Source organism: Paenibacillus sp. DRB1-1 (assembly GCF_052119485.1).
Taxonomy (GTDB): domain Bacteria; phylum Bacillota; class Bacilli; order Paenibacillales; family Paenibacillaceae; genus Paenibacillus; species Paenibacillus polymyxa_B.
Genome location: NZ_JBODQH010000001.1, coordinates 5240636 through 5266408, shown reverse-complemented (window position 1 = coordinate 5266408; position 25773 = coordinate 5240636). Strand labels below are relative to the sequence as shown.

29 protein-coding genes are annotated in these 25773 nt (G+C 46.2%); 1 reads left to right on the top strand and 28 read right to left on the bottom strand.

The genetic code is table 11. The features are described 5' to 3' along the window. Nucleotides 1-575 precede the first annotated feature (575 nt). From ACQW03_RS23695 to ACQW03_RS23585, 23 genes are all read right to left on the bottom strand, one after another. Complete coding sequence (locus tag ACQW03_RS23695; RefSeq protein WP_441952058.1) at nucleotides 576-1991, bottom strand: transcriptional regulator; 1416 nt, start codon at nucleotides 1989-1991, stop codon at nucleotides 576-578. Between the two features lie 207 nt (nucleotides 1992-2198). Continuing rightward, nucleotides 2199-2408, bottom strand: a complete 210-nt coding sequence (locus ACQW03_RS23690; protein WP_441952056.1) for a hypothetical protein — start codon at nucleotides 2406-2408, stop codon at nucleotides 2199-2201. Further along, nucleotides 2405-3181: a M15 family metallopeptidase gene (locus tag ACQW03_RS23685; protein ID WP_441952055.1), complete on the bottom strand. Its 777-nt coding sequence runs from the start codon at nucleotides 3179-3181 to the stop codon at nucleotides 2405-2407. The genes ACQW03_RS23690 and ACQW03_RS23685 overlap by 4 nt, the downstream gene beginning before the upstream one ends. Next, the gene (locus ACQW03_RS23680) at nucleotides 3147-3614 is read right to left on the bottom strand and encodes a phage holin family protein (RefSeq protein ID WP_220029609.1); all 468 of its coding nucleotides are present in this window, start codon (nucleotides 3612-3614) and stop codon (nucleotides 3147-3149) included. Before ACQW03_RS23680 ends, ACQW03_RS23685 begins: the two co-directional genes overlap by 35 nt. Before the next feature lie 108 nt (nucleotides 3615-3722). Continuing rightward, entirely contained in the window at nucleotides 3723-3902 is a 180-nt protein-coding gene (locus ACQW03_RS23675; RefSeq protein WP_241113322.1) for a CD1375 family protein, read from the bottom strand. Between the two features lie 58 nt (nucleotides 3903-3960). Continuing rightward, nucleotides 3961-4359 (bottom strand): hypothetical protein, encoded by a 399-nt coding sequence (locus tag ACQW03_RS23670; protein ID WP_441952052.1) that lies wholly within the window; start codon nucleotides 4357-4359, stop codon nucleotides 3961-3963. A gap of 13 nt (nucleotides 4360-4372) precedes the next feature. Beyond that, complete coding sequence (locus ACQW03_RS23665; protein WP_441952050.1) at nucleotides 4373-5317, bottom strand: phage tail protein; 945 nt, start codon at nucleotides 5315-5317, stop codon at nucleotides 4373-4375. Between the two features lie 14 nt (nucleotides 5318-5331). Further along, on the bottom strand, nucleotides 5332-5721 hold the full coding sequence (locus ACQW03_RS23660) for a phage tail-collar fiber domain-containing protein (protein WP_441952048.1): 390 nt from the start codon (nucleotides 5719-5721) through the stop codon (nucleotides 5332-5334). A 9-nt stretch (nucleotides 5722-5730) separates the two neighbouring features. After that, entirely contained in the window at nucleotides 5731-6483 is a 753-nt protein-coding gene (locus ACQW03_RS23655) for a putative phage tail protein (protein ID WP_441952046.1), read from the bottom strand. Further along, nucleotides 6480-7304, bottom strand: a complete 825-nt coding sequence (locus ACQW03_RS23650) for a baseplate J/gp47 family protein (protein WP_441952044.1) — start codon at nucleotides 7302-7304, stop codon at nucleotides 6480-6482. The genes ACQW03_RS23655 and ACQW03_RS23650 overlap by 4 nt, the downstream gene beginning before the upstream one ends. Next, nucleotides 7301-7744 (bottom strand): DUF2634 domain-containing protein, encoded by a 444-nt coding sequence (locus ACQW03_RS23645; protein WP_441952042.1) that lies wholly within the window; start codon nucleotides 7742-7744, stop codon nucleotides 7301-7303. The genes ACQW03_RS23650 and ACQW03_RS23645 overlap by 4 nt, the downstream gene beginning before the upstream one ends. Beyond that, nucleotides 7737-8162, bottom strand: a complete 426-nt coding sequence (locus ACQW03_RS23640; RefSeq protein ID WP_441952040.1) for a hypothetical protein — start codon at nucleotides 8160-8162, stop codon at nucleotides 7737-7739. Before ACQW03_RS23640 ends, ACQW03_RS23645 begins: the two co-directional genes overlap by 8 nt. A gap of 2 nt (nucleotides 8163-8164) precedes the next feature. Next, a complete protein-coding gene (locus ACQW03_RS23635) occupies nucleotides 8165-9142 on the bottom strand; it encodes an XkdQ/YqbQ family protein (RefSeq protein ID WP_441952038.1) in 978 nt (325 codons plus the stop codon). Between the two features lie 6 nt (nucleotides 9143-9148). Further along, a complete protein-coding gene (locus ACQW03_RS23630) occupies nucleotides 9149-9796 on the bottom strand; it encodes a hypothetical protein (RefSeq protein WP_075153661.1) in 648 nt (215 codons plus the stop codon). 3 nt (nucleotides 9797-9799) lie between these two features. Continuing rightward, the gene (locus tag ACQW03_RS23625) at nucleotides 9800-12028 is read right to left on the bottom strand and encodes a hypothetical protein (RefSeq protein ID WP_441952036.1); all 2229 of its coding nucleotides are present in this window, start codon (nucleotides 12026-12028) and stop codon (nucleotides 9800-9802) included. Further along, nucleotides 12025-12378: a hypothetical protein gene (locus ACQW03_RS23620; protein ID WP_441952034.1), complete on the bottom strand. Its 354-nt coding sequence runs from the start codon at nucleotides 12376-12378 to the stop codon at nucleotides 12025-12027. The genes ACQW03_RS23625 and ACQW03_RS23620 overlap by 4 nt, the downstream gene beginning before the upstream one ends. Next, nucleotides 12347-12709, bottom strand: coding sequence for a Rho termination factor N-terminal domain-containing protein (locus ACQW03_RS23615; protein WP_441952032.1), 363 nt, complete (start codon nucleotides 12707-12709; stop codon nucleotides 12347-12349). The genes ACQW03_RS23620 and ACQW03_RS23615 overlap by 32 nt, the downstream gene beginning before the upstream one ends. Further along, on the bottom strand, nucleotides 12709-13641 hold the full coding sequence (locus tag ACQW03_RS23610) for a major capsid protein (RefSeq protein ID WP_441952030.1): 933 nt from the start codon (nucleotides 13639-13641) through the stop codon (nucleotides 12709-12711). The genes ACQW03_RS23615 and ACQW03_RS23610 overlap by 1 nt, the downstream gene beginning before the upstream one ends. Nucleotides 13642-13659: 18 nt before the next feature. Then, on the bottom strand, nucleotides 13660-14898 hold the full coding sequence (locus ACQW03_RS23605) for an XkdF-like putative serine protease domain-containing protein (RefSeq protein ID WP_441952028.1): 1239 nt from the start codon (nucleotides 14896-14898) through the stop codon (nucleotides 13660-13662). Between the two features lie 27 nt (nucleotides 14899-14925). Then, nucleotides 14926-15756, bottom strand: a complete 831-nt coding sequence (locus tag ACQW03_RS23600) for a phage minor head protein (protein WP_441952026.1) — start codon at nucleotides 15754-15756, stop codon at nucleotides 14926-14928. Next, nucleotides 15749-17245, bottom strand: coding sequence for a phage portal protein (locus ACQW03_RS23595; protein WP_220029629.1), 1497 nt, complete (start codon nucleotides 17243-17245; stop codon nucleotides 15749-15751). Before ACQW03_RS23595 ends, ACQW03_RS23600 begins: the two co-directional genes overlap by 8 nt. 3 nt (nucleotides 17246-17248) lie before the next feature. Beyond that, the gene (locus tag ACQW03_RS23590) at nucleotides 17249-18934 is read right to left on the bottom strand and encodes a DNA packaging protein (protein WP_220029630.1); all 1686 of its coding nucleotides are present in this window, start codon (nucleotides 18932-18934) and stop codon (nucleotides 17249-17251) included. Then, the gene (locus tag ACQW03_RS23585) at nucleotides 18928-19794 is read right to left on the bottom strand and encodes a phage terminase small subunit-related protein (protein ID WP_220029631.1); all 867 of its coding nucleotides are present in this window, start codon (nucleotides 19792-19794) and stop codon (nucleotides 18928-18930) included. Before ACQW03_RS23585 ends, ACQW03_RS23590 begins: the two co-directional genes overlap by 7 nt. A gap of 78 nt (nucleotides 19795-19872) precedes the next feature. Between ACQW03_RS23585 and ACQW03_RS23580 the strand changes: the two genes are divergently transcribed. Then, entirely contained in the window at nucleotides 19873-20415 is a 543-nt protein-coding gene (locus tag ACQW03_RS23580; RefSeq protein ID WP_220029632.1) for a hypothetical protein, read from the top strand. 64 nt (nucleotides 20416-20479) lie between these two features. On the opposite strand, the gene ACQW03_RS23575 is transcribed toward ACQW03_RS23580, so the two are convergent. The 5 genes from ACQW03_RS23575 to ACQW03_RS23555 form a co-directional block, all read right to left on the bottom strand. Further along, nucleotides 20480-20698, bottom strand: a complete 219-nt coding sequence (locus tag ACQW03_RS23575) for a hypothetical protein (protein ID WP_220029633.1) — start codon at nucleotides 20696-20698, stop codon at nucleotides 20480-20482. Nucleotides 20699-20835: 137 nt separating this feature from the next. Beyond that, complete coding sequence (locus ACQW03_RS23570) at nucleotides 20836-22140, bottom strand: site-specific DNA-methyltransferase (protein ID WP_220029634.1); 1305 nt, start codon at nucleotides 22138-22140, stop codon at nucleotides 20836-20838. A gap of 30 nt (nucleotides 22141-22170) precedes the next feature. Next, on the bottom strand, nucleotides 22171-22929 hold the full coding sequence (locus ACQW03_RS23565; protein WP_220029635.1) for a hypothetical protein: 759 nt from the start codon (nucleotides 22927-22929) through the stop codon (nucleotides 22171-22173). Nucleotides 22930-23200: 271 nt separating this feature from the next. Next, the gene (locus ACQW03_RS23560; RefSeq protein WP_220029636.1) at nucleotides 23201-23788 is read right to left on the bottom strand and encodes a hypothetical protein; all 588 of its coding nucleotides are present in this window, start codon (nucleotides 23786-23788) and stop codon (nucleotides 23201-23203) included. A 669-nt stretch (nucleotides 23789-24457) separates the two neighbouring features. Beyond that, nucleotides 24458-24871 (bottom strand): nuclear transport factor 2 family protein, encoded by a 414-nt coding sequence (locus tag ACQW03_RS23555; RefSeq protein WP_250267708.1) that lies wholly within the window; start codon nucleotides 24869-24871, stop codon nucleotides 24458-24460. Nucleotides 24872-25773: the final 902 nt, after the last annotated feature.

Here is a 25773-nt window from a genome sequence, read left to right as displayed (position 1 = left end):
AGTGCACTACTTTATTTAGCACTTATCGCCTCCCAAGTAAGGGAAGGCGACTAGTACTCTGTTAAATCAAGATAGCAAAACTCAAAATAATCGTTATAAAAAGTTATTTCAGTCCATTACAATATGTTACTAACCAACTACTTAAAAAGAATCAATATTAGCAAAACCAAAATTATCAACTTACACATTCCAAAAGTTGTTCTTATCATTTTAAAAATAAATTCTTCAGTAAATTTCATCATTACCTGCCCCTTAACCAAGATCAGAGGCCTAGTCGCAATTCCAACTACAATATACCATAAATTTCAAAGCGAAGCTATACTCTGATACATTTTTATCTGACTTAACGTAACTACAACAGTTCTATATCTGACTTTAACACTTTATATGTATGGTTCATGCTGATCACCTCAAATAGCTATTCGATGGACAGTGTAGAAAACCTTCAACAAAAAAATCCCCGCTGACCAATTAAGGTTAGCGGGGATTTGCTCTACTACTTTTAAGCCCCTCCATGCTGTACTTGAGGCTCTATGCCATGCGAATGAATAGGTACAGTAACAATTAACAAAAAGCTAGCCGCGACGATCATCAGTGCCATTTTTTTTAACATTGTTCATCCACACCTTTTCAATAAGATTTAAAAAATTCGCTTTGGTTTCAGGAGTCGCATGTTCTCGAAAATGTAAAAATAGCCCCATACAATTTATGAAATAAGTCTCATTATTTAGTGTATGATAACTTACCATAGAATACATCAAATGTTTAAAACCATCATCATAAGAATTTCGATGTAAATAATAATGAGCCAACTCGTAACCACACCATGCAAAGTAATCTGGTACCACTTGTTGAGTATACATATCACTTGGTGAGTGTTGCGATAATGATACAATGTCCGCTTCAAAGCGTTTAATTATGTTACTAACATCAATATCATATCGGTTAGCCGCTATCATAATATTCAGCAGTTGGATGACCTTATCTTCTTGAGATGTATCCTCCGCTGCATCGATGTAATCAATATATTCTTGCAGGACCTTTATATCTCCGGATAAAAGCTTATTGACAATAATATTAGCTTTTGCCCAGTGCTTAAATAAGCCAATCCAGTGTTGGGTATCTTCGTCTGTCTCTTTAACCCAATCTAAATCAGCATAGGCGTATGTATATTGTAGAGCTTGGTGGTAATCGCCTTGGGCCTCGTAGACACCTGCACACAGCAGGTCAGCATAGGAAATGTATACAAACAAAGGACGAGTCAGCTTCTTAGTAGATTCATTACATTCTCGACTCTTGTGTTCATGTTTCAAATTATATTGAATTTCCGCTTTAGTCCTCATTATTTTTGCTACTTCCTCTACCTTGTCCCATTTACGCAAAGACCTGTACACGTTAGCCAAATCCTTCAGCGCATCAAGCTGTTCTATTTCATCCAGACGTTCCACGAAGGGTTCAAATAGCGTTGCTGCCTTGAGATTACGGCTTTGATCGTCTCCAACTTGAATCGTGAATATACGATATTGACAGACTGCCAAACGCTCAGAATGTTGATATTTCTCCGCTTCAGCCACACCCTCATAGAGCAGTAGTGCAGCCTCATATTGTCCCTGCGCCAACAATTCTTCTGCAATTTCAAATAGCTTGGGTGAATATAGTAGATTGTCCATGATGGCTCCCACCACTCGACGGATCGCATCCAACTTGTCCAACTCTGCACAGCGATACAAAAATGGCTCGATTCGCCTCATATTCGGAGGATGCTCGATGATGTAATTTTCCACGAACAAGTCGTAAAAGTGACCTTCCGGCAAACCCATAGCCTCAGTAATTAGGTCAAGCTGGTTAACAGACATAGACTTATTCCCCGTTACAATAGCACTTACTATTCCCCTATTCATGCCTGCTATATGCCCGAATTGCGTTAGACTCATGCCCTCTTGTTGTAGGTATCTGTCTAATTCTGCTCGAATCGTAGGTGTATGCTTCATGCCATAGCCACCCTTCGCATAAATATTCCATTTTTTTTAAAAACATACTTCATTTTTCACCAAAATTAACCATCTGTCAATATAATATGCAACTAATGTCTGATATAAACTTTCCGCATAGATTACACGAATAGAACGATATAAACAAAAAAAGACCCTACCAGCTAAATGCCAGTAGGGTCTTTTTGAAATCTTAAACGTTTAGGATTATTCCTGACTATCAGATCCCGTAGACTTACCGTCCACATAAGCCTCAGCCAGAATGTAAGCAATCACTGCACCGAATGCTCCGATCACGCCAGTAACTTGAATAACCGTGTCGTTACTTGCTCCAAATGTAGTAAGTAAGCTTGTTATAAGTGCGGCCAACAGCGCCCAAAATTTACGGCTGGACAATTTACGTTTCCAATCTGTCATTGTGCGACAACTCCCCTTTTGAATACTCCGGCTCGGTCAAGCATCGTGACCATACGGTAAAAGTCAAAGCTACCGTCATTTGCTGTGTCCAGTGCCCCTACAGCCTTGGCGTTGATGCAGGCTTGCTCAGCCCACGCGGGTACTTTAGGCTGTTTAGCTGCTCTCTCCAATGTCTTGATACGGTCAGCTTGCTTCTGTACAGTGTTTTGCAATGCCTTAAACGCTGCTTTTTCTTCTGCTGTCATAGGTCCATCCTCCATTTTAAGTGAATTAATCTTCGCCAACGTTGTGTTGAGTTGCGTCTGGCTCGGACGCTTACCTGCCCGGAATTGAGCAGTCGTGATTCCGAAGACCATTTGCAGGTGAGGCATGTCCTTAAAGCTGCGCCAATCGCCACCCCACTCAAGCCCGAGTTTTTTTGCTTCCTCAACCACTTCACTCCAATCAGGCAGCGAGTCCTTATCATCATCTTTCAATGTGTCCCAGGACACCGTACGGCCATCCCGAAGCAACAATGCAAAATCAGCAGCGAATCCGAAATTATGATTGCTGTATCCGCCCCGGGCATCTGTGACCACTTTCCCCGGCTTCGTACGGCCTTGAGCATACAAATCATCCTGCTCCGCATAAGTTCGTAAGCCTTGAGTTATCACAATCCAAACACCACGGGCATAACATCGCTCAATTAATTTTTCTATAACAAGCTTGAAAACCGAATCTAGTCCGATCAAGCGTTTATCAGATTTTTTCTTTAGTTGTTCCAACGTCAGCATCCTTACTACCCCCTCCTTGGTTGCCGCCTTTACTCTTTAGCACTTCAACCGCCTGCCGGATCACTGGTGGAATTGGGGCACCCATCCTACCACCGTTTTCGATGATTGAAAGTAGTTCGTTAGCCAAATAGAAGTAAGCCACCGTGTCTCGAAACAAATGGCTATCCCCCATAATACCGTCTACAATATGTCCCACGGCTACCATTGCAAAGATAAAAACCTTACGTGAAATACCGATAAGACCAATCTTGCTCTTTAGACCTGGACCCGTTCCTTTTTTGCCCTCCGTCCACGCTGCAAGCAGCCCTGTAGCATAATCAAATATTGTAAATGTAAGGAGCGCAGCTAAAGCAAATGACCACCCTCCAAAAAAATACGTTATCGCGCTCCCCCCAAAGGCGGCAATTAATTTATAAACCTCCGACTTGTCCACTTGCTTCCCCCGTCTCCGTGGTCAGGACTCTCTGCCTAACCTGTAAAAATAAAGCCCCCGACCACTTACCGGGGGCAAAAAAATAGCCCATCCGATTGGATACGCCGCTTACGCTTCTTGTTCCGTTGTTTGTTCAACTGCTGGAGCCACTTGCGTAGGCTCAGTAATGCCCAAGTCAGCTTTAACCAAGTCTCGCAATGCTACTGGCACGTCCTCAATTTCACGTCGGCCAGCAAGGATAAGATGTACAAGTGTCGTCGCAAAAGCTTTTTTAATCTGCTCATTCATGCTATCACCTCCCTTCACGAGCTTCCATAATACAAAAAATAGAATCCATTCACGGATTCTATTTAACATCGCCTTGTGACATGACGATCTGAATAAGCCCGGCTATGGCTTCTTTGTTGTCCAAATCCGATTGTTTCGACTCTGCCACTTGATCGGATAAAGGCTGCTGAGGCACAGGGACGGGTTCCTCGAGTTTGTCCGTAGGAAAAGTAAAAAGCATAGTATGTGTAGATGGATCAACTCGATAAGCAGTCGCCAGAGCGAAGTCCTCTGTGTGTTGCCCATATTCCAACTGCAAAACGCCTACTTGATCCCTGTCCAAAGCTTTTATTTCAGGGTAAAAACCGAAATCATCATCGACCGTTGATTCGATTACATCCCCCTGCGCTTCTCCACGAATCAAGAGAACTTCCCCTGTAGTTTTCCGATAAAAAATACGTCTTCCAAATTTAGTCATCCTTTTCTCCTCCTTATTCGATTGCCCACCATAAAGATATTCCCGCTTCATATCTGCGAGGTGCTCCGCTATAGATTTCAGACTTGACAAATACAGTTACAGTGGTCCCCGACAAACTGACCGCTATACTCCCGTTTGTATTGCTGATGTCTCCTTGTGCATCCGGCGCTACCGTTATAAGTCCTGACGGCAACGAAAACTGATTCCATCCACTGCTCATCGAAATTATAGCGTAGACGGATGCTGATACCCGAATGAACAACCTACCTATATTAAATCCTGTGGGTAGCTGGAATGTCCTTGTCATGACGGCTGGTAGAGCTGCAGTTTGTCCCCCATCAGGCTCACCGCTAATCGACAGATTTAAATTGCCGTTAGCATATTTTTTAACTGGCATATTGTTTAATGAGGCGACTATTTGATCGGCAGTCATATCAGTATTGGCGCTTCCTCCCTTGCCGTTGATCGCGCCTACGATTTTATTTTTCAGATCAACGGCTTGCGTAAAAGCTTGGTCTGCCCGGCTGTATGCTTCATTGGCTCGATCATATGCCGTCTTGACCGCGATCGGCGCGGCTGCCTGATCTGTAGAAGTGCTGCTTACCGATGTATTAATCTGCACAATTCCGCGCGCCTGTGTTGATGCGGAAGGCAGATCCGATGCAGGATGCGTATGCGCCTTGGGTGCTGCATACTGCTCTGTATACTTCTTGGCATTTCCCTCTGCCGCATTCCACGTCGCTTGCTTGGCGGCAGTTACATGCAAGTTGGTATCAGAAATGTGATTGTCCAGTGCCACCTTGGATGCAATGTCATTACCGGCCGGATCGTTTTTAATGTTTTCAATCTGTGCGGCCAACGCCTGGTCGTTTTCATAAAGTGTATCAATTGGTTGATTAAAAACATCGGCGTGCCCTTGATCCGTGGTAACAAATCTACGTGGCTGTTTTATTGCCATCAGACTCATCCTCCTTAGTAGATATCATCAATTTCAAATATAAACTCCATGTCGCTGTCCTTAATTTTGTTGGTCATGGTTCGTATGGCCGTTAGTTTGCCAGCCGAATCAACCAACGCCAGTTCATTGATCGTCTTCCCAGCCAATTCAGTTTCAGCCAGTGAGCAGATATAGCGGATCGTTGCTGGGGCAATGAATTCATAGTTGGTAATATCCTTTTGAATCAGTTCTGCTTTTAAAGCCTGCTCAGTACCATCCAATGGTAGCGGCTTGCCTTCTGCGTCCACTCCACCCCTGCCGAATGCCATTTTGACAACCTTCGTTAGCGTGCTACCTTCAGCACGAGCCCGGGCCATCTGCTCCCTAGCGTATGCTGTTGTAATGGTTAAAATCTGATCTGCCATATTGACCTCCTATATTGTAGATATTTTCTCTGTGGAGCTGAGCAACCTGCTGCCATCTAGCGGAACACTTCCGTTCAACAGCCAATAGTTCTGCCGAACCTTTACAACGCTTTCCTGTCGATTCTCTTCCTGATGCCGCGTCCTGAGCTTCACCTGGTTTCGATATCGCTGACGCTCATTGGTCCATCCAGACAAGGATGCAGCACCGCTCAGTAACTCAACACCATCCAGATACCAAGGACGACCACCAAAAAAACGAACACGTGAACGGAAATGTATGCGGGAATGGATCTGATGTGCATGATGAAATTCAATGTGAATTGAGGGCAAAGCCTTATTGATGTGGACAGGCCGAATGTACTCAAACTCTTCCATCAGACTTTTTACATCAAGTGGGGTATCAACAGCATAGACAAATAGAATTGTTTTTTTTAGAAAGTCCTCTTGTACGTCCAATAGATTACCGTACTTCCCACCAATCAGTCGCAGTACCGGCAGTGTAAAAGGTCGCTTGGCCCAACGCTTACGACGTATCGCGTCACGGCGCTGTTCTAAGTTCCCAATCTGCTCCTGGTGGAAATATATCCACTCCCAAATAGGCAATGCCCAAGTAGCAGTCTTTAAAACGAACTGATTTCCCAGATTGTCAATCGACTTTTCCCGATCGTTTACTTCCAACTCCATAACGTCAAAATGCCGCTCGGCCATGTCGATCTCATACATGTGTGGCGGCAGCATTTCCCGGTATCGCAGAGGTATCATGTCAGGGTCACCTCAATATTCAAAACAGACGTGGCCGGGACATCAATATCCTCTGCCGCTCCATTAAGCGTGAGATTGTCGTAATCCTCAACACCCTTCACAAGCAGAGCAGCACCAACATAGTTGAATACCAGCTTTGTTCTGCCAATGGCGTAGTCGGCTATCCGTTTCCTAATGGGCTCCACCAATTCTGGAAGCGGAAGAACCGTATTTAGTTTCGCAGCTACTTGCAACGTGAATACTGGGGCAGGATGTACAGCCAGATCATGCCCGGCAATCCGCTTGGTTTCCCACATATCCGTCTTAACTTTAGCGGCGAACTCTTCCGTGATCGGCTGTCCTTGAAGGTCAGTGAGATACAAATCGATGCTGTTATCGTGCCGCTCCTTTTCAATGGCAACAGCACCGCCAACGCCCTCCAGCTCCTTTGCCCATGTCTCATAGTCCTTTCGACGCCCGCTGCCTTCCTCAGTAAACGCACGCTCAAGCATTCGCAATCGGTACGTGTCGTCGTCCTCCCCCACCTTCCGAGGCATACCATCCGACCATCCGTGACCATCTAAATACTCACTGTCTGCCCAAATGGGGAAGGCTTGGAGAAAGGCATATGTTAACAACTCCTGCTGTTCAGCGTATTCCATAGCGATGGGATACCACAGATCATAAAATAACTCTCCCGGATCCGTCGGGGGTGGAGGTAGACCGCGTTCTTGTGCCAATGTAATCGCCCGGTTGACCCATCGGCGGTAAACTTCCTCTGGGGTTTCCTCCAAAATTGCCATCGGTGGCAGTGCAGGAAGGTCTGTTAATTTCACATTCACAATTCAATCGCCTCCTCCAATTCTACTTCTCCGGCCAGCCCGGTTAATTTAATTCGCAAATACATGTTCTGGCCGTTCCGCTCCATCGACAATACCTCAGCTTGAGAGATTTCCGTATGAGCTGCCAAAGCTTCCTCAATGTCGCGTTTTATTTCAACGTCCTCCCAATTGGCCCATTCAGATCGTTCGACACCGATATCAGCGTCATACACCACATATTGAAATCGCTCGGTGTTCAGGATTTTTAGCGCCGTCTGCACAAGGTATTCACCATACGTAGCCGTTTTTTGGGGACGCCCGTCGTCGGTGGTTGCCATCTGCCGCGTGCGATAGTCGATCACGTACGTCCATTTGGTTTCAGATGCTACGGTTTCGGTCAGCTCCACCTCGTCCAATGCGGAAAAGTCTATATCCGGAAATAACGTTTCATCGTCAGCCAACAGCGCCCACATCCTTCCCGTGGACGTAGTACCGCTGTCCGCTCAGCCTGGAGACAATCAGCCGATCTCCGACCTGCAAAGGGCTGGGAATAACCAACTTGCCACGTAATGAGCTGCGTGGGGCCTGTTTGTAAGGCTCCCCTGTCTCGTATACCACCCCGTTAGCCAATACGCCTGTGACACTGCCTTTGACTTCATCGCCCTCCAGATATTCATTAGCTATGAAATCGGCTTTGACTTCCCGGTCCAACAGATAGTCAGCAAAGACTAGCTTGTCCGCTGGATAGGGAGCCGGGTCACCATCCACCTCTATTGACGGGCTACCCGGCCAACTTAGAAGCGTAGCCCTTTCGGTGTCCCGTGCGTCGATACTGTCTTTGGTTTGTTCTTTTAGAAGCTTGAGCGCATCATTCAGCACCGCTATTGCCTCCTTTCCAATTCCAGCGTTACGGTATATGTTCCATTCTTGTAGCTGCTATCTGCCGTGACGACAATCCATTTAGAAGTATGATCGGTCTTAGTTAGGACAAGCCAACCAGAGCGCAAGCCGGATAACGTATGGTCCGTGTGCCGAACTGTAATCTTCTTGATCTGTTTGGCAGCGGACAAAACTTTGAGCCGCTGCGTGGCAATGATCTCCGGTTTTTCGTCTTCCCCGACTTCAATAATCTCTTCCATCCTGCCCATAGCCTTCACCGCGCCCGACGCCGTTTTGGTAACAGCAGAAGCAATCTTGTCATCCTTCCACTTTTGGGCGGTGACGACTGTATAGGTGTCCTCGATGCTGTATCCTGCGGTGCTGGAGGTCATTTGCTCGGGAACAAAAATAGGGACCTTGGTATTGGTCCCTTCGCGCATCACCTGCAGATAAAAGCTCTTTTCCGTCCTTACAAGGTCTACATAATAACGGTAGCCGCTACGCTCATATGCCTTTTGCAATACGTCGAGGATAATTTCCGAATGGGCCATCGTTCCATAACGCTCGTCCAAATTAAAGCCGAGAGCAGGACAACGGAAGTCAATGCCTGTGCTCTTGATGTATCTTTGCAGCTCCGTTCCAGCTTCACCCTTTAAGTATGGTCGGGTCCCCTTGTTTTTGGACAAGTACCAGCCGATCTCCCGCGCTTCAATTTCCCAGGCGTTTGTGAATTCGTCTTGTTCATATTTGATGATCGGGCCGTGAAAAAATTGGTTCTTGTGATGATATAATGCACCACCAACCTTTTGCGAAAAGCACATCAGCATACCAGCTACCTTAATATTGCTTGCATTGCGAAGCCGCACCGTAGCGCTGCGGGCAACCTCATCGCGGCCAGAGGACCAGGACACTTCCTCTATGCCATCCGTTAGCATCTGCCGGGCGTTCTCCTTGCCATATACAACAGCAAAGCCGTCCATAATGCATCACTTCCCTTTCGCCTTGGAAACCTTGTCTGATATTCGCTTTTTGGAACCGGTATAGTCAAAAGCGCCCCTAGCGTTCGGGTCTTCCTTGGCCTTTTTGCTTTTATCCTTTGCCTTCTTTTTTTTATCATCTTTTTTCTTATCGTTCTTTTTGTCCTTTTTGCCCGTAGTATTTGGGCGGCTTTTGGACGATTTGGTAATAACCGTACCTGGCTTGAGAACTTGCTTGGAGTTGGAGTAAGAGACGATTTTAACAGGCTTGTACTCCACAAATGAATAGTTACCGTGAAGATTTCCCTGTCCGTCCTTGTACGTCTGATCCATCCCCTCCAGAAGCATCGTTTGGCTAAACAAATTCTCAAAGTTAAGTACAACGGGTTTACCTTTCCATTGCTCCAGCAGCTTCCACGTTACTTCTGGTGTTTTATACGTGACCGTCTGCTTGCTATCCGTTTCCCAAATTTCTTCCCAATAGCGTGGAAGGATAGCAGAAAAAGAAACCCGTTTCACCTTCGAGACGGGTTTCCCTGTGCGTTCCTGACCAGTTATGACAGTGAAGGTTTCAACTTCATTGCCTCCGGTTATTTGAATCTCTGCCGGGGTGATCGGAAAGGTAAGACGGATCTTGCCTTGCGATAGTGCTAGCATCGCTTATCCTCCATTCTCCAATACTTTAATCAATTCCTCACCAACCACCTTGCGAATCAACGCTCGACCTTGCGGACTACTAAACATTTTTGCAAATTCTACAAAGTCGGTTATTCCCTTCGCGAGTTCGCCGAAATCAATATTGATATTCTCAATGCTTATTGACTTCGGGGCAGCCGAAACGGATGGATTAAGCATCTGTGCCATCGGCATCATACTGGACGCACCGATCAGGCTTGACCGTCCGACTTGGCCGCCATTTGCATATGGACGTACACCCATAATAATCCCAGCCCGTTCCCATAGCTCCCGGCCACGACTGCGACGGCTGGCCGACAATGGAATTATCATTTCCGGACCAGCTTCACCCACTAGCCCAACATGAGGGCGATTAATAAATCCGCCTTGAGCATAAGGTCTTGGCTTAGGCTTCGGTGTAGTGCCACCACCGCCAGAATTAGCGTCTTTTGCGTCCTTCATCTTTTTAAGGACTACTGCAACGGAACTGACAACGGAAGACAACGTGGGGAACTGGCCGCGCATACCAGCAATAAAATGGGACATAAGATCACTTCCCCAGCTATTGCCCTGGCTCGATACGTTTTTAAGTGACAGCAGATATTGCGTGGTCTTATCCACGGCTGTTTTTGCAGCAGCGCTGACACTATTAAAACTCTGTTTATTTTTTGCTGCCCCTTTGGCCACCTCATCCGCGCTGCTCTTAGAAGCGGTTCCTACATCTTTAATACTCTTCTGGGCTTTGCTGCTGTCACCCATTTTCCAAACAGCGCCGAATGTATTTTTAAGCGCATTAAGGCGTTGCTTGACTTCTGGCTGTTCAGCAACAGTTTTCAGTCCCTCTTTAAGACCTTTATCGACTATACTCTTGCGCACCTCGTCTCCAATTTGCTTGAGATGCTGCTGCTTTTGCACAGTAAGCCCGTTAATTGTAATCTTAGCTTCTGGCGGCGGGCCGGGCTTCTCTTCCTTCTTGTCTCCAGTAAACCAGTTTTTAACACCGCTCCAGGTATCCTTAGCAGAATTGAAAATACCTACTGCACCGTCCACAACTTTACGAGTCAGTCCACTTTCATCCGCAAATTTACCGATCTTCTCCCCCACAATATTCCCGATGTATGCACCGGCCATTGTGCCAAGCGGACCAAGAACAGACCCAAAAGCACCGCCAATAGCACCGCCAGCTACACCGCCAACCATAGCACCGCCCTGAGTAGATACAGCCTCGCGTACCCCCTTTTCCTTAGAGGCTTGGTAGAGGTCATATACGCCTGTTGCTACGCTCGCCACTGTTCCAACAATGCCCCCAACTTTTGCCGCTTTACCTGCTCCTTTCAGGAAGCCTCTCAAGCGGCCTCCGCCAGAAGGCGGACTCGGTGGTGGCGGGGGATTTGGTGGAGCAGGACGACGAATACGATAAGGATTGTCACGCGATCCCCTTGGGCTTGGGTTCGGGTTAGGTGGATTTGGTGGAGTAGGACGAGGTCCATTAATACGTATGCGACGTCTACCGCCTCCTGCTCCCCTACGCCCTCCACGACGGTTTCGTCTACGATTGCGATCTCTGTCTCGGTCGCCATCATCACCGCCGCCATCACTAGCTCCACCGTCTCCACCACCGGATACAGAGCCATTAATATAAACTTTAGTCGCATTAACGGTCATAGATGTAACAGAGCGCAAACCGCCAAGACGATCATCGGCAGGGTTACGGTTCCCAGACAACTGTCGTCTGACACCGCGCCCACCCATTCGTTCCCGTATCCGGGCAGCTCGTTGGGCTGGAGTTTCTTCAGGTGGTGGAGTTGGAGGTTCAGGAGGTTTTCGTCGAATCCAATTCCACCCGGCTTTGACTCCCCTGCCTGTCGCATTTGCCCCTGCTTTTCCCTTCTCTCCTACCCATTTAGCAGCAGTTGAAAGATCATCGTTGAACTTCTTTACTCCTTGTGCAAAGGCCCATAATTTTTTAGCTACCAGTACAGCAGCCAACCCCATTAAGGCAGTATTTATGGCTTTAAAATGATCTTTATAAAAGCTAGTCGCTCCGGTTATCGCACTGGTTATCCCCGTACCGAGCGCCTGAATGTTGTCCTTATTCTGCACCAGTAATGCGTTAAACTCCTTCAAAGCTGGAAGGGCTGCTTGAGCAACATTCGTTCCAATCTCTTGCATTTGCAAGCTCATTTCAGCACGTGTTTGCTTCATTTCCGTCATTGGGTCCGCTGCTTGTTGACCCACAAAAACAAGATAGCGTCCACATCGGGATTACCCGTTGTCTTACCTTCTACAGCCTGCCGAGTGTACGTCCAAGCTCCATCACTCTCGGACGCGTAATTACGCGCCACAGATGCAAGATATTCCTCACTGTCTTGTAGGGCTAGTCCCTCCGCCAGCTTTACCCAAGCAAGCATAATTTGTTTGTCTACTGGATCAGGGAAGGGAACGGGCAAGTATAACTCAATTCGTACCTGTGCGTCGTCAATGTACTGGTCAAGCTGATCTAGCGTGGCCTCCTGTATGGCACTTACCCGACTACGCTGTTGGAGGACCGCTGCTGTCAGCATTCTTACCGTCAGCCCCTTCCAGTTTCGGTGGATCACCTGCAGGCGGCGTATCATCGGAAGGCTTACCACCACCACGCAAAGCAGTGATCAGATCCTGTGTATTCATGTTGCTAAATCCCTTAATCCCGGCAGCCTTAGCCTTATCTTTAAGCTGGACGAGGGTCAGGTCTTCCAGCGGAATAACCTTTTCTTCCTTGATATCAAAATCCGTGCGTTCACGAAAATTTTTAACAACAGATTCACTATCAACCAGCACCGGGACTTTGGCCGGGAAGCGGATGCCGTAAAGCATCAAAGAGGTGTTTTCTCCTCGATATGTGATATAGGCCATTAAAATTCCACCCCTTCGACGTATGCCACCGCTCCTGGCTCTTCGAAGATAGAATCGTAATCGGAATGGATAGCGTAGAAACGCTTGTCCGCGAGAATGGCTTCTCTGCCCTCGGTCGTCTTACGAATCTGCATATCGTACGTATTGACCAAGACAAAGTTCTGTTGGTACGTAAAGATGATAGCTCCCTCTGGCATATGGGCTACTTCCTCAACCTCATAGCTGTTTACCTTCTTCACACCGCCCATAATTTGCAATTGGATGGATGCGCTGGTATCCTTCTCGGCCAAAGCCTGAAGCCGCTTAGAAAAGGTATTCGGATGCATGAAATACTTGAATACACCACCAGTACGCAGACGAGTTGGAATCGCACGTTCCAGTTCAAACAGTACACCCTTTTTCTGAGGGTCCTTCAACGTGGTCCAATCAATGTAATTGCCTTTGGTCTTCGCATGCTTTAACCAACCGTTATTCATACTTAGGAAAGCATAATCCGGGTCAGTATTCGGTGTAGCAGTATCTCCGTTAAACCCAATATCCTGCATATTTTCACCATAGTTTTTGGTCATGGCCGCCATAATAATATCCTCACCGTTCTGACCACGTACACGAGCGGTTTGACGGATAAATTCCTCGGTGATTTCGAATGGCAAAACAACGGGCTCTACGGCATACGGAACTTGCGGTAATGTTGGGGTAGGCGTATTGTCAGCCATAATATTTTCTTTTTTGCTACGCAAGTTACGGCCAGTCACACCGATTTTGTCAAGTGTACCTTTAGAGCTGATCTTGTTAACCGTTCGAATTCCCTTTAGAAACTCCGCAGATTCATAAGCCATTTCGGTAAACTTGTCCACCTGCTCATAGTTCAGGGCTGTTTGGTCCGACGTAGTCGTGATGGTAGACTTAATAATTTGTCCGTTTGTTCTCATGTTTATCTCCCCTTTCGATTACAGAAGGCCGCCGAAGCTTACGCCGCCAGATTTTTGAATTTCGTCTTCTCCAGAGCCACCTTGAGCGGAACCACCACGGCTGTTCTTTACAACTTGTACATCAGTAGCCAACGCTTGAACTTGCTCGGTCAACGGCGCCAGTGCCTTAGTAATCGCATCAGTCAATGCGTTTGCTTGTGGTTCAGCAGGTTGCTCTGTTCCCGCTGGCTGTTCAGGCTCCGCCCCTTCTTGTTTCTTCAATTCAGTAACTTGCGTCGACAGGGCTTCTACCTGTTTGGCAATTGGTGCTACGGCAGCTTGTACAGCCTTTGCAATATCTTCTGTGTTCAAATCGTCGTCCTCCTTAGGCTCAGCTTCTTCAGCAGGAGCAGTTTTTGTTTTTAATTCGGTCAATGAAGCAATGGCATCATCAATGTGTTTCAGATTGTCGGCAGAAATCTTCTTTCCAGCCTTGGCGATCTGTTCAGGTGGGCTACCGATTGCCTTCACAATATCTTCTTGAATGAGCACTTCCTGAGCGATGTCCACAAAGTCCTGAAGGGCTTCACGGATTAATTCAGGTTCGCTCTCCATGCCGCTCTCCCAACTATCCCAACGAAAAAGAACCGCGTTCAAGGCATCCTGAGCAGCCCAAAATTCGCGGTTCTTGCGGTTCTTATTGTATTTGTCAGCGACTGCGCCTTTCTCAATCAATCCCATTGCACCGAGCGCTTTAACGATTTTACTCAAGAGCCCTTTAGATACCTCCCCGTCTTCTTTGATCTCTTCCCGCTTACCGACACCCCACATCGAGAAGCCAGTAATCTCGCCTTTCTGAATATCATCCCAAGTGTCGTCATCCGTTACCTTTACCCCGGCCACCCAGGAGCCTTTAATAATAGTTTGTTCACCGATCTCCATGTCACAAGGAGCAATATAGGATTCGACTACATAGCCTTTGTCAGTGTCTAAATCATGTTGCTTATCGATGTTGTAAGTATGCTGTTTCTCCATGAAGAGATGGGCAGCCTTCTCAATTTCTTCCGCATCCATCTGATCCCCATGAGCGTCAGCCACGTCCGGCTGATATACCACACCGATTACAACCTTCTTGGCATCGTCAACCTTCGCAATCTGTACTTGCTTCTGGATGGCATTTTTCCCGGCAGCTTTGATGATTGCAAATGGAACGCCGTTGGCCCCTTTATCAACCAGCGAAATATGTGTAATCTTTGCATCTTTCAATTTAAAGGTCATATTCTCTTTCACCTCCCCTCATTAATATCAGTTCAGCACCAATTGCATCGTACAGCGGCAATTTACAATCTCCTTTGCCTTCCCGGATGGATCACCGGGATACATCAGTTTGCTATCACCGACTTTAAACGGTTCATCCAGCGGGACCACCTGACCATTGGCCTTGCGATGGCTCTTGCGGGTACGTGTTCCAGCAGCAGACCGCCATTTCTTGCCTTTGGCAATCTCCAACTGTTTCCAGCCCTCCAGCTTGCCACCGTTGGCGGCTGCTGTGCTCATGGTTCTGGACACGCGCTGCGCACGCTGCATACTAAATGGGCCATCTTCCCCGCTGGCAGCCTGCGCGCTGACTTCCTGTACAAGCAAAGCCCGCTCTGAAGGTGTAGCTCCTTCCTCAATGGCTTTGCCGAAGCTACGCAACAACACATCCGTAGAAGCTTTGTTCATGTCGGGAACCAACTTTTTAAGCTTCTTAGTAAAACGGCCAGCAGCCTTGTTGCTAGTGTTCCAGACCTTTTCCTTGTCTAGCGCTGACAGCTCTGTTTCCCCGGCCAAATGAAACAGCGGTTCAAAAGCCTCCTGTATGGCTTGCTCAAACAGTTCTGCGAATACATCCGTGGTATGCAAAGCGATAAGCACCTTACCCAGTTCCCCGATATCGCCCAGGGCATCCTCGCTTAGTTCTAAAATGGCATCATGCAGGGCTTGACCTTGAAGCTCCAGAATCTCGGTTATGCGATCCTCGCCCTGCTTGTACAGTTCTTCCAGCACCTTACGCTCAACATAGCTCAGCTCAAGGCTATTCAGAAATTCATCGTCGTCAGCTTTGACGATCAGCGCCCAGCAGGACTCACACATGTAAGTCCGCCTCCTTGTCAGCCTGTTTTAACAAGCGTTTAGCAATTGTAGCAACACGCTCTTGCAAATCGTCTGTATCGGTGTCAGGCTCTGACTCAAGCAATGCGGGCTGACTGGCTGCAAGTTGTGCAATCGGTGTGTCCAGATATTCCTCGGTGAACTTGGTTTCGTCGATGGTCGTCCCCAGCACGTCCTCGGCAATCGGGATCAGATCCCGCACCAGCATAATGCCCCGGTCAGCGATAAAGTCCAGCATTGCCTTGCGATCAGCCGGGTCTATAATCTTCGGCCCTCTCAACACGGCACGCACTCGGAAAATGTCCATAGCCGGGAACAGGCGTTTATTGAATACCTCTGCCATGATCCACTTGCGGTAAGGCTCAAAAACTTGTTCTTCTGCAAAGCGTAGAGCTGCATCGGCGGTCGCCCTATTGTAATCCGAGCTTTGACCGACCAAGATTGGAGGCAGTCGGAAGGCGGACAAGATATCAGCTTTCTTTTCCTTTCCATACTCTAGAAAGAGTGCATCTTGTTGCAGCAGGTCATTGAGCTTGTCCAACTTGATTTGCACTTTTTCAACCTTTTCGTCCATCGGGCCGCCTGTCTCTTCCCCTTTGGCTTCAAGATACAAAATCCCGCCTTGAGAATCAGAACCCTTCACCTTTTTAAGTAGCTCCATTGACTGCTTTGTCAGCTTACCGTTGGTAACGGTTAGGAGCATGGACAGCATCCGTCCGTTGCTAAAGTAATTCACATTCAATTCCTCAGCTTCGCGGCTGCCGACCACGCCAGGCGCATTGCCGAACCAACGTGGCTCCCCATAGGGGCCGTCATGACCGATACGAAGCGGGATAATCTGATTTCCTTCCCTACCTTCCTCTGCCTCCGTACCAAATAAGCGAAACCATACGACGGAAGTATTACGTTTCATCGCATATCGCCGGGTGTAAAGCTCCTGTGAAAATTCTTCCACTTGTTTCGTAGAACTGATTCGACGTTTACGCTTGATAGTCGCCTTCGTACTTTCCTTGGTACAACGTACGTACTTGGGATTCATGCGAAAGATAGTCGGGAACTCCGACCCTACAGGCCAAGCTACCTCTACATGAGCCATTCCCGTACTTTCCAAGTCTTCGATCAACTGACTTATAATCTCGTCCGGTGTGTCTTCCAGATTGCAAGTTTCGAGAAACTTCTCCGCCTTGTTCCAATCATCCAGAGCGGTTTTGTCATTTTCACCCGGCAAATACTCCAGGGCAATACCATAACCAGCGATATTGCGTTTGTATGCCTCTATGCATTGCGGTATGATATTTGAGTTTTTGACCAGCAGCTTGCAGGAAGCAGGGTCATTGCCGAGTGCGAAGGGTAACAGACCGTGAAGATCGTACAGATCGTCAAATAAATCCGGCAATTGAGCACTGGACGGTATATGCCGTTCGTCGTCTGCTTTGCTGATCTGAAACCATTGTGCATTCCCTTCACTCATTGTTTAAATCCACCCCACTTCCTCGTTGTAATCATCACGGGACTCTGCCCGCTGCTGTTTCTTCGCGTACCAGTCAAACCATCTACCAGCTACCTGCCGTAGTTGCAATGCGATGGCATAGGCCATTATACAGTCATCGTTACAGCCGCTATCGGCTTCGGCTTTGCCGTTGTTATCGATAAAGGTTAAACACTCCTTATACAGTCGGTGACAGTAAATCGGGTAAAGCTGATCCCGAATGGCTTCTTTAAAATCAGACACCATCACAGGACGAGTTACTTTGTTCGTATTCCAGCCCATGTCGCCCTTTTTGGCAAAGTAAAGCAGTGGATAATGACATGTGTTGAAAAGAGTGTTCAGCACCGATTCACCAGTATTGTTATTCTCTACGCCCAACAAAGCCGTATTGTAATAGCGCCCCAGCGTGTCCAGCTTCTTTCCGTATAAGTCCGTATCCCACTTACCCCAGAGCACAGCACACATTTGTCCAGTACGTTCCTCCAGAACATACGCAGCGTCATAGTCTCCGCCCGCCTTGCCTTTAGCCGTATCCGCCCCAATAACGTAGCGTTTGCCTTCTTCGGGCGCGACAAAAACGCGCAGCTCGCCTGAGTCTGCACGGATCACTTTCCCTTTTACTTGGTCAACCTCATATCGCGTTCCTGGTTTGCCCAAAACTTCAAGCAAACTCTGAATGTACTCGTTGTCGAATATGCCTTCGCCAGACAAAAGGAAAGCTTCCAACGGTTCGGATGGATACTCCTGTCGGAATACACGCGGGTCGCCGTTACAATCGTTTCGGATCGTAAATCGCCGCCACTGAAGCTGTTCGTCGTCCAAATTATACTTGGCTTTTAGCTCCAATTCCTCGGTTGTCAGTACAAAATCAGGAGGTACCCGCTTACGATAGTCTGGCATTTGGAACCAAGCGAAGAACATGGGCGTAAAGTCGTTCTCACCCTCACATGCTGCATCCCACATCTGCTTAAAATCGTCCATGCCGTTGGCGGTAGATTCCACAACGCCCAATGTCCCCGGCTCTTTGGATAAAGCCGCAAAGACGGATAACATATGCTTCTTCTTTTTACTCGCTGGCCAGAAAGCCAACTCCGAAGCATGCAGATAATGAATCGTCTCCGAACGAGCAAGAACCCGGCTCTCTGCTGACTGAACGGTTATCTTGGATTTAAGGCCCGGATTCAGGCGGTGTTCATAGGGTTTCACCGATGGATTTTCAAACGTGAACCTTTTGGTATTGTTCCGTTTACTCATGGGCTTGATAATTTCCGGCACTTTTTCATAGTACAAACGGAACATATCATACAAGTTACCGGATGCGTGCGAGTCCTGAGCGACGATAAAAGCATTCTTAGCCTCTTGCAAAGACGTGAGGTAATAAATAACGGCTTCTGTGACAGTGGAGAATCCCATCTGCCGCGCCTTGAGGATGATGATCCGAACCGCCTTGCCCGCCCTAATCTGCTCGAAAACTTCACGGACAAATTCCCGTTGGGCATCATTGAGCGTGAGCGGCATAATGCGGCCGTCCTTGGTTTTAATTTTGAGCATGCGCCAGCAGAATTGCTCGAAGTCAGCCAGAACCTCTTTCAGTTCAGCCAGCTTTTCAGGGCGCTGCTTTAACCGCCGCTTGGCTCGTTTTCGATGCTCCTTAGCAAGAGTAATTACCATTCGTCGTCATCCCCATCGTCATCATCATCGTTTTCGCCGCCTTCATCGCCTCCTGAACCACCATATCCACGCGTCTTGAATTTCTCCAGTTCCAGCCGTTCACGAGCAATCTCCAGCTTTTCTTCCTCTTGCTGCAAGCTGGAAATAAGGTTAATGACCCGAAGCTTTTTATCACGGGTTTTGACCAGTGCTTCTTCCTGCTTTAAAATCTTATCCAGCTTTGAAGTAGTTACGGTCATAATTTCCGTGACCTTCATTCCTTCAGTTTCAACAGACAGATTAATCTGCTTCCCTGTTTTCGGGCTAGTGTAAGGAACTTTGTCCTTGCGCTGGTGTAGCTCCTGTTTGATCTTCTTTTCCTCGTCGGTCAGGCCAGCTTCAAGCTGCTTGACCCGGCGCATGTGCCGTCGCTCTTGGATAGACAGCATAATAAGCTGTTCGTTGAGCTGTGCCAAAGGAGAAGTATCAATCTGATCAAACAGCTCTTGCTCGTCTTCCTCCAAGGCATCCAGAAAGATAGTTTCATACATTCCCGTCTTGAGAGCCTTTTTATTACGAAAAGGACCGCCCGGTCCACCACTATTCCCTTTAGCGTTTTGATTTCCTGGGGGAGCACCGCCACGATTGCCGACAGCATTTTTGTTCCCTTTGGGCGCTCCTCGTTTGGTAACGTTACTTTTGGATTCATTGGTAACGTTACTATTCAGATCGTCTACCCATTTGTCCTGTGACTTCCATTTCCGGACCTGAGTCTCTCCAACAGAAAGAGCGGCGGCGATGTCTTTTAGCTTCATCGCTCCATCGCTCTCCAGCCACATTTGTTTTGCCTTGTCCCGCTCGGGACTACGTTGTCTAGCCATCTACATTTATCACCACCACCTCAAGCTAATAAAATAAGGGAATATTTCCGATAAATAAATAAAAAAAGGATGATTGATATGGAACAAAAGACATTATTTTTTGTAATTGGACTCGGGATTTTATTTTTTTTGACTCTATTTATAGAAATCAAAAAATACAATAAGTTAAAAAAACAGATTGAATTGCCGTTGCGTAAAGTAATAATTAGTACACAATATCTACTACTCAAAAACGAGACGCTGACATTAAGCAAAGCTTACACTCAGCTTCTTACTGATTCAATTCAGGATTTTAAAACTGTTTACCTAGATTTGAAACTACTGAAAGAAGAGCACCATAGCACTAATAATTTCGATGATCTGTTCAAAATGGTTGCAACACTAATACCCCTTATTACAATTGTGGTAACACTAAGTATCGCTGCGTTTAAAGACCTAAAAATCTTATTGGATTTTTATAGTTCAGCATTAGACTTAGTTATTATGATGTCTATACTAGTTCTGGCTATCGTACTAATCACTCAGATTAGCAACTTCTCGTCAGATAAATTAAAAAAACTTATAAACAAGCATTTAATAATTGCTGAGGAAACATTAAAAGACCATACACAAAAACCATAAAGGTTAGAGAATACTTATAACAACAATAAAAATCAGCAACTTTTCAATCATGGAGAACTAGGCATTAAAAATCATCTTTTTGCAACTTAATATCCAACTCAATCAGACGATCCAAGTCCTGTACCGTCTGCATTTTTATATTCCCAGCCTGCAGGTCTTTGACCCACTGAGCTATGCCAGCCTTAACAATCTTGCGGTACTGCGCCTTGGATTCGAGGATTCCCTCGACGATCTCTATCTCACGCTGTAGTAATGCATCTTGTTGTTCGTTGTCTGTTCCCATTGTCGTATCCCTCGGCTTTCCTATATACTGGAATGCGAGACAGCGGATGTTCGCAAAATGCCACGCGTGGCGGGCCGCTGTCTCAGCCGGGGGATACCCTGGGTGAATGGGGGGACGTTAGCGCGTCCTTCTTTTTCCTATGCTACGGGTTCAGCCCGATGCAACAGGACTGGCTCAATACCAGTGCTCTCCAAGAATCGTTTTTTGATCACATCACAAAACACAGGGTCCAACTCCAAAGTTCGGCACGTCCGGTCCATCTGCTCACAGGTCATAAGCGTGGAGCCGCTGCCGCCGAAGAAATCAACGATCTCGTCACCGCGCTGGCTGCTGTTCCTGATTGGGATGGCCAACAGATCAAGAGGCTTTTGGGTGGGATGAACGTACTTGTTCACATCGCCCCTCGAAACCTCCCATACTGTCTCGGGGAGCGGGTCCTCAACAGGTAGGCCAGCCTTCCATACCGTTGTCTGTGTCCGATCACCGTACCAAGCAGGAGCTTTGCCCTTCATATGAGCATAAAAGACAGGCTCATGTTTGAAACGGTACTGTGCCCAGCCGAAGGTGGCAGCATTCTTCACCCAGATGCATTGTGTCCGGACGACGATGCCGGCTATGTTCATCGCATCCTCGAACTCCCGCTGATAGGACGAAGGATGGAATACATATATAGCTGCAGTTGGCTGCATCACCACTGCATATTTGGAAAAAACGGCATGCAAAAAGCCCGCGAAGTCCTCAGCGGGCATGTTGTCGTTCATTATGCTGCTACGGCCATCAGCGGCCAATCGTTCTGAAACACTCTCAACGGCCACATTATAAGGCGGATCAGTAACGACCAGCGCTGCTTTGGCTCCGTCCATTAGAAGTGCTACATCATCAGGATTGGTCGCATCTCCACACACTAATCGATGCCGACCAAGCTGCCACACATCCCCGCGCCTGGTCTCCGGTTCCTTGATTTCATCTAGAGCACGCTGGACGTCAAAGTCATCATCGGTAACCGGAAGGTCCAAGGATTCATCATGTGGCACAGCAAACTCTGCCGCCAGATCCTCGAACTCTTCCAAATCGAAGCCGGACAGGGCCAGATTAGCTCCACTCACCTGCAGATCATCAAGCAATCGATAAAGGGCTTCATCATTCCAGTTCCCACTGACCTTATTAAGCGCCAGATTGAGAAGCTTTTCCTGCTGTTCGTCCAGGTCAACAACACTTACAGCCAGCTCCGTATGACCCAGCTCGTTAACCATAATCTTATATCGCTGATGGCCACCGACCATGTTGCCGGTGCGCTCATTCCAGACGATGGGCTCGACATAACCAAAGGATTCGATGCTGGCTTTCAGCTTTTCATACTCCGGATCACCAGGCTGAAGGTCATCCCGTGGGTTATATGCTGCTGCGTTGATTTGTTCTATCGGCAGGACTCTAATTTCCATTTCAACACCTCTTAAAAATGCCACCCTTCATTAGGATGGCATTGTCTCTGATTCAGTTATTTTTTTATACCTTGGGTAAAAACCATGGACTTTGAGCATCATCAACCGATGTTGATTTTCCGCTACTGCAACGTATATAAGTTTCACTTCATCATCTGTAGAGTTCATGATTACCAAATTACTTAACATATCTTTCTGATCATTTTGTAAATCATAACTCTGTATGAATTTCAGAATGAAAAATATAGTATTGAGATAACCTTGTAAGTAATTTTCGTCTTCTGTAATTTTATAAGAACCATCGTGACCATTAGTTTTTATTAAGTCAGAAATTGCATTATACCCTCTAAGCCTCTCTCTAGGCAAAAAATTAATGATTTCTTCAAGTCTCTTATTTTTTGTTTGGATCAAATCATTTACCACACTCATCGCCATCTGAAGATTTAATAAGTTCTTTTGGCCCTCCAATTGATCTGCAGACCGCGCTGTTTCCTCTCTCTGCATCTTTAATTCTTCTGTCTGCATCTCAATGGCTTGCCTTTGGAGCGCTAATTCTTCTGTCTGCATTTCTATGGCTTTCTTCTGCTCCTGCAGTTCATCTCTCTGGACTGAAATAGTGTAAATGAGTCCGGCAAAAGCAAGGCCTGAGAACAGTGCATTCACTGCTCCGAACATATCTCCAAACGTTCCACGGTAACTAGCGTTTATCCATGTATTAATAGCCCATCCTGAACCTGCCCACACTCCAAAAATCCCTAAAGCAATCAATACAATATAAATCTTTCTCATCTGACCACTCCTCATCTATATCTGACACAACATCTTCCAGTATCAGACAATAAATGATGGTGGTCAAGAATGAAATTAGCGCTCTTTTGTGTTGAGTTGGTTTTCGATATTCAGGTATCAGGATAATAGGCTGTCAGAGCGTGTGTATGCCCTCTCTCTGCTCTCTTCTGCACTCCTTCTGGCAATTCGTCCGTGTAACGGAAAGGGTGCTCAGAATAGCTCACATATTGTCACATGAAGGCAAAAGAAAAAGCACCCCTATGGGTGCGTCTTACTTGAGGTTTTCTATGTCAGTTATAAATAATTTCAGAATATCATTTTTTTTAAATCCACTATTTTTGTGACCAACATCCTTTCTAATAGCAGTTATTAATTTTTCGAATTTTTGAATGCTTTTTGTTGCTTCTTTAGAATTTTGTCCTTCTGCTTGAGATAACTTCATAAAGAAGGTTCTAAATTCTCCATACTCCAATATCACTTCGTCAGAACCCCATAAGATTAATTTTTGAGTAAACTCAGTAAAAAAGTTTAGCATCTCTTCTTCAGTAACTGGTTTACCGATTTTCCCATGCAATAATACTTTGAACCAAAATTGAAGAAACTCCTCATATATAGGGATTTTCTTAATTCGATGTTGTTCATCAATTGACTGCTTGTTTTCTCTCCTCTTAGCAATTATTAAAGATATTACAGTTACAAAAACAGTAAACATACCAGCGATTATTGCTGCCAAAACCTGAGGTGCAAGTGTCTTGACAATATTCAGTAAGTACTCTATTGAAAAGTATAGAACTACTCCCACTAGAACTATACTTAATACCATAAGCGTTTTTTTTATAAATTTTCTAAATTTCCTCATTAAACACCCTCCCTTTACACCATAATTCGACATTCAGGAAAGCTTATCCTTTTTCACACATGCGGTACGGGAACAAAACTGTTTAACCCCATCCCATCTACCCCAAACACAACCTTTGCATTTTTTCGGCTGTTTTGGTGGGCCTTTCATGTATAGCAAAATTCCTTTCTTCTGCTTCTTCTTCAAACCAAAAATCCTTTCAAGGCAATAAAAAAAGCCACCCAAATGAGTGACTTGTATCTGCCTATGTATTTACAGCACCAAATGAACTGAGGCGCTTATTTAAAACCCAAAAAAAGAAACAGCGATAGGGTCTACTCCCGCAAGCGGGATGCAAAACGCTACGCTGTTGCATAAAAGCATTGTACTTAGTAACTAGAGAGGAGTGATAAGACCATTTTACAAATTGCTAAAAATGGCCGTCAAAGAACAAAAACCGGGCAATACCGGAAAATGGGCAATTAAACCATCATAAGCTGGCTTTTACTCACTTTCTCGATATTACTCGCTATTAAGTAAAAATAAAGTCTTAGACTGCCGCTGTTATCATTCAACTAACGTTCTTCGTTAGCGTAGCGCATTACTTGACCAAATTCGATATGTTGCCGGCCAATAACCTACGTTTTCGTATGATTACTCAGCATAGTGATGTGTAGGTGCACTAACATATCAACAGTCTCTTAAATCAAAAGCTTCTTCTAGTGCGGCAGTATCTTCGAAGATTTGAAAAAACCTTATCTTCTCCTGTTCTACTTCGCAAATAATTGCCCAATCACTCTCGAACACTTTCCCGGTTACATTGACCTTGATGCGGAAATTCCCCCATGCACACGCTGCTTCCTGATTACCGATGAGTTTGTGAAGGACAAAACTCTCTATTTGTTCTGCTTCTTCTAATAAGTTTAAATAATTTCTAACACCTTCTTTTCCATGAAATGTGCCGTATAAAGGAATTTTATTAGAAGGCTCTTTTTTAAGAATAATAAATTTCGCTTCATCATGAACCAATTCGATCACTTTATCAATCTGTTTGCTTCCTAATGCTTGAAAATAATTTGTTAGCACCTGTTGAGCACTTTGCATTTCTACTAATCTCCCTTCGAATAGGCGGAATAAGCTTTGCACAATCCAATAATAACATATTTTATCTACCATCCTGCCCGTTGGCTTAACGCCGCCGCTGCCAGTCTAGAACTATATTTTCACGGTCTAACACTTTATTTCCATCAAACACTCGTCCCAGCAATTCTCTCACCCAGTTTATCCTCATCACCGGACTTCATGGTTTCCCAGCACGTATCACAAAAGGATGCGCCCATTGTTGTGTTCTCCGGGTTCGGATTAGGGTCATTGCAAAGCATACATTTTCCTGTTTTCGGACTCTTTCTCAGTACCGCTCCCATCGATGGAAAAATAGAAGACACGCTGCGGAATTGAACCGCGCAATGGTTCTGCCCAGGCTGTTTCATGTTTCCGCTGGTTAACTGGTTCCTTGCCACCTGCGCGTGCCATAAAACCCCGGAATAACCCGGGGAGTGATTCTGGATACTGCTGAATTACAGAAGCTCTGCTGCGAGCTGCTTGAGCACTGGCAGTGTTGGGATAAGCTGGCCATCTTTCTTGTTGCCTTTAACGTAAGCCTTGTCCTCTTGTGCATAATAGACAACGCCTTGACTCTCGACGATCGGAAAGCCACTCTCGTCGTCCGTCAGGATGTTTGTACGTGCTTGCCGTGTTGTGCTGCGTGTTCCTCATCATGTAGATGCAGGATGCCGTCAGAACTGAGAAATGCGAAACGTGGTTGTGTAGTAGACATGATCATGTCCTCCTAATATGTTTTGTAGAAAAACCAAAAAGGCCGGCATATTGGCCGACCTGATCACCGAGGCTGAAAAGCTACGGTGTGTTCCTTATTTGATTTTCCATGGTACAAATTTACCACATCAAAAGTCCAGTAGCAGTCCATAAAACGGTCAATTTCCAAT